The organism is Peribacillus aracenensis, from assembly GCF_025175645.1.
Lineage (GTDB): Bacteria > Bacillota > Bacilli > Bacillales > DSM-1321 > Peribacillus > Peribacillus aracenensis.
Genome location: NZ_JANZMJ010000039.1, coordinates 43349 through 49546 on the forward strand (window position 1 = coordinate 43349; position 6198 = coordinate 49546).

Annotated in this window: 3 protein-coding genes and 2 pseudogenes; 3 read left to right on the forward strand and 2 right to left on the reverse strand. The window is 35.7% G+C overall.

Annotated features, from left to right (window positions below; all coding sequences use genetic code 11):
* Positions 1-75: 75 nt before the first annotated feature.
* Positions 76-786, forward strand: a pseudogene (locus tag N0M92_RS25620) (IS3 family transposase); the annotation flags it as partial.
* A gap of 330 nt (positions 787-1116) precedes the next feature.
* Here N0M92_RS25620 and N0M92_RS25625 read toward each other — a convergent pair.
* Positions 1117-1635, reverse strand: a complete 519-nt coding sequence (locus N0M92_RS25625; RefSeq protein ID WP_260288446.1) for a poly-gamma-glutamate hydrolase family protein — start codon at positions 1633-1635, stop codon at positions 1117-1119.
* Positions 1636-2235: 600 nt separating this feature from the next.
* Positions 2236-3729 (reverse strand): annotated as a pseudogene (locus N0M92_RS25630) (PAS domain-containing sensor histidine kinase); the annotation flags it as partial.
* A gap of 459 nt (positions 3730-4188) precedes the next feature.
* Between N0M92_RS25630 and N0M92_RS25635 the strand changes: the two are divergent.
* Both N0M92_RS25635 and N0M92_RS25640 read left to right on the forward strand, forming a co-directional pair.
* The gene (locus tag N0M92_RS25635; RefSeq protein ID WP_260288447.1) at positions 4189-5001 is read left to right on the forward strand and encodes a polysaccharide deacetylase family protein; all 813 of its coding nucleotides are present in this window, start codon (positions 4189-4191) and stop codon (positions 4999-5001) included.
* Positions 5002-5145: 144 nt separating this feature from the next.
* A partial coding sequence (locus N0M92_RS25640; protein WP_260288448.1) for an IS110 family RNA-guided transposase occupies positions 5146-6198 on the forward strand: 1053 nt, incomplete at its 3' end.

Consider the following 6198-nt stretch of genomic DNA (forward strand, 5'->3'; position numbering starts at 1 on the left):
AAATGGAGTTAGTATAGTTTCATGGACACATTTTAGTTAAGTCCTTACAATGATTTTTGAGAGGATGTGTCCGTCTTGGAACGTAAGGATAAAGGTAAAAAATATAATAATGAATTTAAAAAAACTATTGTAGATCTTTATCACTCGGGTAATTCGGTCAAAGAATTAAGCGGCGAATATGGCGTATCAGAAGTTACCATTTATAAATGGATTAAAGAATTTACTCCTATTGGTTTAGGGGAAGAGTCAATGACTCCAAAGGAATTAGCCGCCATTCAGAAGGAAAACCTTCGGTTAAAGCAAGAAGTTGAAATCTTAAAAAAAGGCTATGGCCATATTCGCGAAAAAGTAAACGAGACAGATCTTACCGAATTTATTGAGGAACACAAGAAACAATATCCCGTACAGAAGATGTGTGAAATACTAGAAATCCCAAGAAGCAGCCATTATCAATCCCTTCAAATAGTCGTATCAAATCGCGAACAGGAAAACACAGAACTAACGAAGGAAATTCATCTTATTTACCTGGAAAGCAAAGGACGATATGGGGCTCCAAAGATTCATGAAACCTTATTAACCAAAGGGTTTTCCCTAAGTCTAAAGCGTGTTCAACGTTTAATGAACAAGGCGAGAATTCGTTCTATTACCAAGAAAAAATACCGTCCCTATCCATCTAAAGAAAAGTTTATTCAATTGGATAATTTGCTAAAACGAAACTTCACTACTCAAACCATTAATGAGAAATGGGTAGCAGATATTACGTATATCCACACGTTAAAAGACGGATGATGTTATTTAGCCTTCGGTATTGGACCTTTTTAATTTACATATTTATATTTCTCTTTTTTGTTGCCTGTTTTTTTTCTCTTTAAAAACTATGTACTTAAACAAAAACTGAGGTGAATTTAATGCATGATACATGGATTTATAATCATTTGATTAATACAGTGTTGTTCCCTATTTTATTAATAATTTTTATTACAGTTATTTTTATTTATTTGTATTCTAAAATTAAAAATTAATCATATCCCATACTAGCAGTAATCCAACATCACAGTTTGTGTCAACTGTACGTCACACTACATTCGAAGTGTTGTTACTTCAAGTGGTTTTTACTCAAACAACTGGATTATAAATACTAGTTATAGCTTCTACATACTTGTGAAATTCAGGTAGTGTTGTATGCCTGCGCTTAGCACGTGTATTAGTTCCGAAAAATGCGTTACGTTGTGCAGTGGATATCTCTAATTTCAATCCCATTCCCCTTGGGCCTTTATTGCAAATGTTGTTGGGATCGTTACCAGCAAGGTATCCCCCAACAGGTACAATTTCGCAACTAAATCCGGCAGTATTTAAAGCTTTAAATGCGGATTGCTTTGCACTTGTATCACGACCACCAATTAAGGTGTGTTTATTTGTTGTGTCTGCGTATCCGTGAAAAGCTAGAATGTGTTCAGTTTCTCTAACCATATCCAAACAAATTGGCTCATCAAAATTAGTTGTAGTGATGTGTAATTCGCGATTGTTTGAAGTTCTACAGCCTTCAAAAGCATATTCAGAAAACATCCCCTTAGCAGCGAATAAAACAAGTTCAGAAGTTCCTACCTCAATCCCTCCGCCATGTGGTGTCATCATGAGAATATTTTAATTTCGTTTTGTAGCTTCAATGTGATAATCCAACCCTTTAAATAAAGTGTTTTTTGATGTACATTATTGGATAAGAATAAACTTTTCCGGTATCCAATCTTTTGGCTATAACGTCCCAATCTTTACCTTTGATCACTTCAACGATTACATTCGTTCCTTTTAATTTAAAAGATTTTCTGAATTATTTACTTCCAAATGTAACATCCCCCTGTTAATCTTGCATGAATTTTCTTAATTCATTCTTGTAAATCTGGTAGTTCATTTCTATCTTCCAATAAATTACGAAGATTAATTACGTGACTTTGATACACGTTTATTTGAAATGGATTTCGAGACGCGGAATCCATTATTTTTTTGCTTTTTCCCATACCCACCAGTACCCCTACCTAGTCCTCCATGTAGTGTCATAGCTTCGCTTGTTATACGAGATCTGGTTCCAACCAGCCCCAAACAATTTAATGATCAAAGCAATCCTATCCATTTGTTATAAATATACAAACAAATATGTTTTTTAATTATGATTGTTCTCTTGCTGATTCATTTTCGCAGTCCCGGAATTTTGGTTAATAACTCTTCTTTTGGATAGTGTTAAATAGGGACAATGACATCAACTATCGTTCCTTTATTCACTTCACTTTCAATCACTATCTTTCCCTGATGTGTTTCAACAATTTTATAACAGATCATTAATCCTAAACCAATTCCTTTTTCTTTGATACTGTAAAAAGGTTCTCCGTGATATGGGATACGTTCTTTTGAAATCCCACAACCCTGATCGATAAAACGAATGCTTACTTGATTATCATCGGATTTATCGATTTGAATCAAAATTTCTCCTCCCGTCGGCATCGCTTCAATTGCATTTTTTGATATTGATAAATACTTGTTTTAATTGGTTCCCTTCACAAGGTATTAATGGAATGTCAGATTTAAACTTCGTTCTGATTTTCACATTATTCATTGTTGCTTGAGGTTGAAGTAAGGTTGTAACCTGTTCTACTAATATATTTAGATCATTAGGTTGAACCTTTACTGCTTGTGGTTTAGCTACCGTCATGAATTCATTGGTAATTACTTCTACTCGTTCAATCTCTGATAACACTACATTTATATAACGCTGATTGTTCTCATTCGAAGTTGATTTTAGTAGTTTCATAAACCCTTTCATTGCGGTTAAAGGATTGTTAACTTCATGGGCGATTGCTGTTGCTAATTGTCCGACGACAGCAAGCTTCTCTGATTTCCGTAATAATTCTTCCGTTTTAAACCGTTCGGTAACATCTCGAGAAATAACCAGTAAAACTTCCTTCCCACTCAAGTTAAAAAAACAAACACTATGCTCAAGATGCATGTTCTTCCCATTTTCAAAAACATATTCTTCTTGTAAAGCGAACGAATGTTCTCTTTCTTTAATTTTATTCCTAAATCTTATGAACATTGGAGAACTTTAATCAACAATTTCGGCACATGGACTCAAGAGAAGTTCTTCCCTACTGTATCCAAACCTTTTAGACCCAACTGGGTTTACTTCAAGAAATCGAGTTGGGATTCGATCATCATTCAATTCTAATAAGAAAATCGCATCAGTTGCATGTTCGAATAGCGTACGATATTTCATTTCACTTTCCTGCAATTGTTGATGTAATCGATGGAGTTCTCTTTCTGCTTGATTTCTTTCGGAAATATCTCTACTAATCGCTGACACGGCGATCACCTTTCCTTTTGAATCTCGAATAGGTGAAAGCGTCAGGCTTATATCGATGAGGCTTCCATCTTTTCTTTGTCTAACTGTTTCCAATCTAGTAATAGATTCTCCGGATATAACCTTGTGAATATTTCCTAAAGCTTGATCCATTAAAAAATCAGGTACAAAAGGTATTTTTTCCCCATGATTTCTTGTGCTGACCAACCAAGTACCTCCTCATAAGCTTTATTGACCTGTAATATATATCCTTCTATATCACATATTGTAATAGCATCCATGTTATGGTTTATAAATGATTACAGTCGTTCTTTGGTCGATCTTAATTCCTCTTCAATCTTTTTTCGTTCCGTTATATCAACCATAGAGCCAACAACCTTTTACTTCATTCCTATATTCAACTAACCTGCCTCATGCCATGTTACGTATCTCCTATTTCTTATCTCGAAAAGAAATGTATGTAGACTTAGGCGAAGACTACTTTGATAAGCAGAGACAACAATCAATTTTTCGGTTTCACTAAGAAGACTTGAAAGTTTAGGATACACAGTTACATTACAAGAACCTGAAGCATCTTAATCCAGCCACTTACCTACAATAAATCAGTAAATTAGGCGCTCTCCCCCTTTTAAAAAAACAATAAGCTGCGTCTTCTTAAGTATTGCCCTTTCCCCTAAATTCCAGAAGTCTATTTTCATGGTAGTTGAACAAGCACCTTATCTTTTATTGCACAAAATCTTCTAAATGTTCAACTAAATCCTGCCAATCATTTCATGTTTCTCATTAAATATTTTAATAAGGGCATCATAAACCAAGTCGTTAAATGAGGAGTGTGTCCAATGAAAAAAATATTGTTTTTAATCTTTCTGTTATTGATTCCTTTCTTCTCCTTTCAAATAAATGTGTCCGCATCCACTAAAAGTCGTGAGGAATATGAAAAAACTGGACATGTTATTTGGGAAGTTAACACAAAGGAAAAATTAGTTGCCATTACTTTTGATGATGGACCTCATCCGTTTTTCACCCCACAAATACTTGATATATTAGCTAAATATGATGCTAAAGCCACCTTTTTTGTAGCTGGTAATAAAGTAATAAGATTTCCTGAACTATTAAAACGGGAAGTAAAAGAAGGACACGAAATTGCCAATCATACTTATCATCATATTTACGGTAATATTACATCAGCAAAACTATCATCAGAATTAGAAGAAACAGATAAAATTATACAGAAGACAGTTGGTTTAAAACCGACTCTTTATCGCCCAGTAGGTGGTTTTTATAATGATTTAATTATTAATACTTCTTTAAAAAATGGAAAAGATGTCGTTTTATGGTCATGGAATCAGGACTCTCGTGATTGGTCAAATCCACCCGCAAGTCAAATTTATAACTATATAACAAAAGGAGTAAAACCAGGTAATATCATTCTATTTCATGATTGGCATGGTAGTGAATTTACTCAGACTTCTCAAACAGTTATTGTATTAGATAACATTTTGGGGTTTTTATACGATAGAGGGTATAAATGTGTAACTGTATCTGAATTGCTCTACCAGTCGACACAAATAATTCCAGACTCTTTTGAAATTTATCCTACAAAAAGAGAAAATTTTCGCATGAGGAGTCAAATGCACATAAAAGAGAGATAGATTATCATCTCTCTTTTTCCACTAACTGCCCCTTTAGCATTCCTGTAGATCGTTAAATATCAGGTTTGAAAAAAATAGAACTCCTCAGTAAGATACGAGTATAGAGACCAATCTAACTCAAAGTCTTAAGGAGGAAGCCCTACTATGAATTTTAAAATGCAAAACAAACAAAATCAACTAATTGAGAGAATTACGGATCAACATCTAGTTGTTGGTGTGGATATTGCCCAACACGTACACGTGGCCCGTGCTGTAAACTTTCGGGGCATTGTGGTCGGGAAACCCCTGTCTTTTGAAAATAACGAGGAGGGTTTTACTAGCTTACTAAACTGGATCCAGGAACTAAAACAAATGAAAAATCTAGACACAACGATAGTGGGTATGGAACCTACCGGTCATTATTGGATAAACCTTTCAAAGTGGCTAGTCAAACAAAACATGGATGTCGTCACCGTCAATCCTCACCATGTCAAAAGAAACAAAGAAAATCGTGATAATACGCAATCCAAAAGTGATAAAAAAGATGCCCTTGTCATCGCTGATATGGTGAAGAATGGCTACTATGCCTTCGTTCGTTCCACTTCAGAATCATTTGAAAAACTTCGTGTCCTTATGGCTAACCGAGATGTGATCGTTAAGCGTCTTGTTAGCTCCATCAACCAAATTAATCGCTGGGTGGATGTTGTCTTTCCCGAGCTCCGGCAAGTGTTTAAAGACGTATCATGTAAAGGGGCAATCGCAACCCTACGCCTCTTTCCTACCCCAAATGAATTATGTTCCTTACAGCTTCAAGATATCGTAACCGGATGGAAATCATGTATGAAGCGACATTCCGGGCATAAAAAAGCCCGTTCCCTGCTTGTATTGGCCAAGCGTTCAATTGGGACGAAACAAGCCCTAGATGCGTATAAACTTCACTTGGGACAGTTATTAGAGGAATATGATCTCGCTTCATCCCAACTAGAAAGAGTGACGCAAGAAGTCACAAACGTCTTGGAACAGATTCCATTCGTTAAGCAAATACTTGCCATTAAAGGCATCAGCGAGATTTCCCTGGCGGGAATCTTAGGAGAAGCTGGAGATCTGAGTGGGTTCGCTCACGGGAATGCGCTCCTTCGTCATGCAGGATTGCATCTCGCTGAAGCAAGCTCTGGGAAGTGGAAAGGCCAAATTGTTCTTTCCAAACGTGGAAGATCA

Coding starts and splice junctions, on each gene's coding strand:
- N0M92_RS25625 (WP_260288446.1), bottom strand. CDS start 1,635: ATGATGACACCACATGGCGGAGGGATTGAGGTAGGAACTTCTGAACTT.
- N0M92_RS25635 (WP_260288447.1), top strand. CDS start 4,189: ATGAAAAAAATATTGTTTTTAATCTTTCTGTTATTGATTCCTTTCTTC.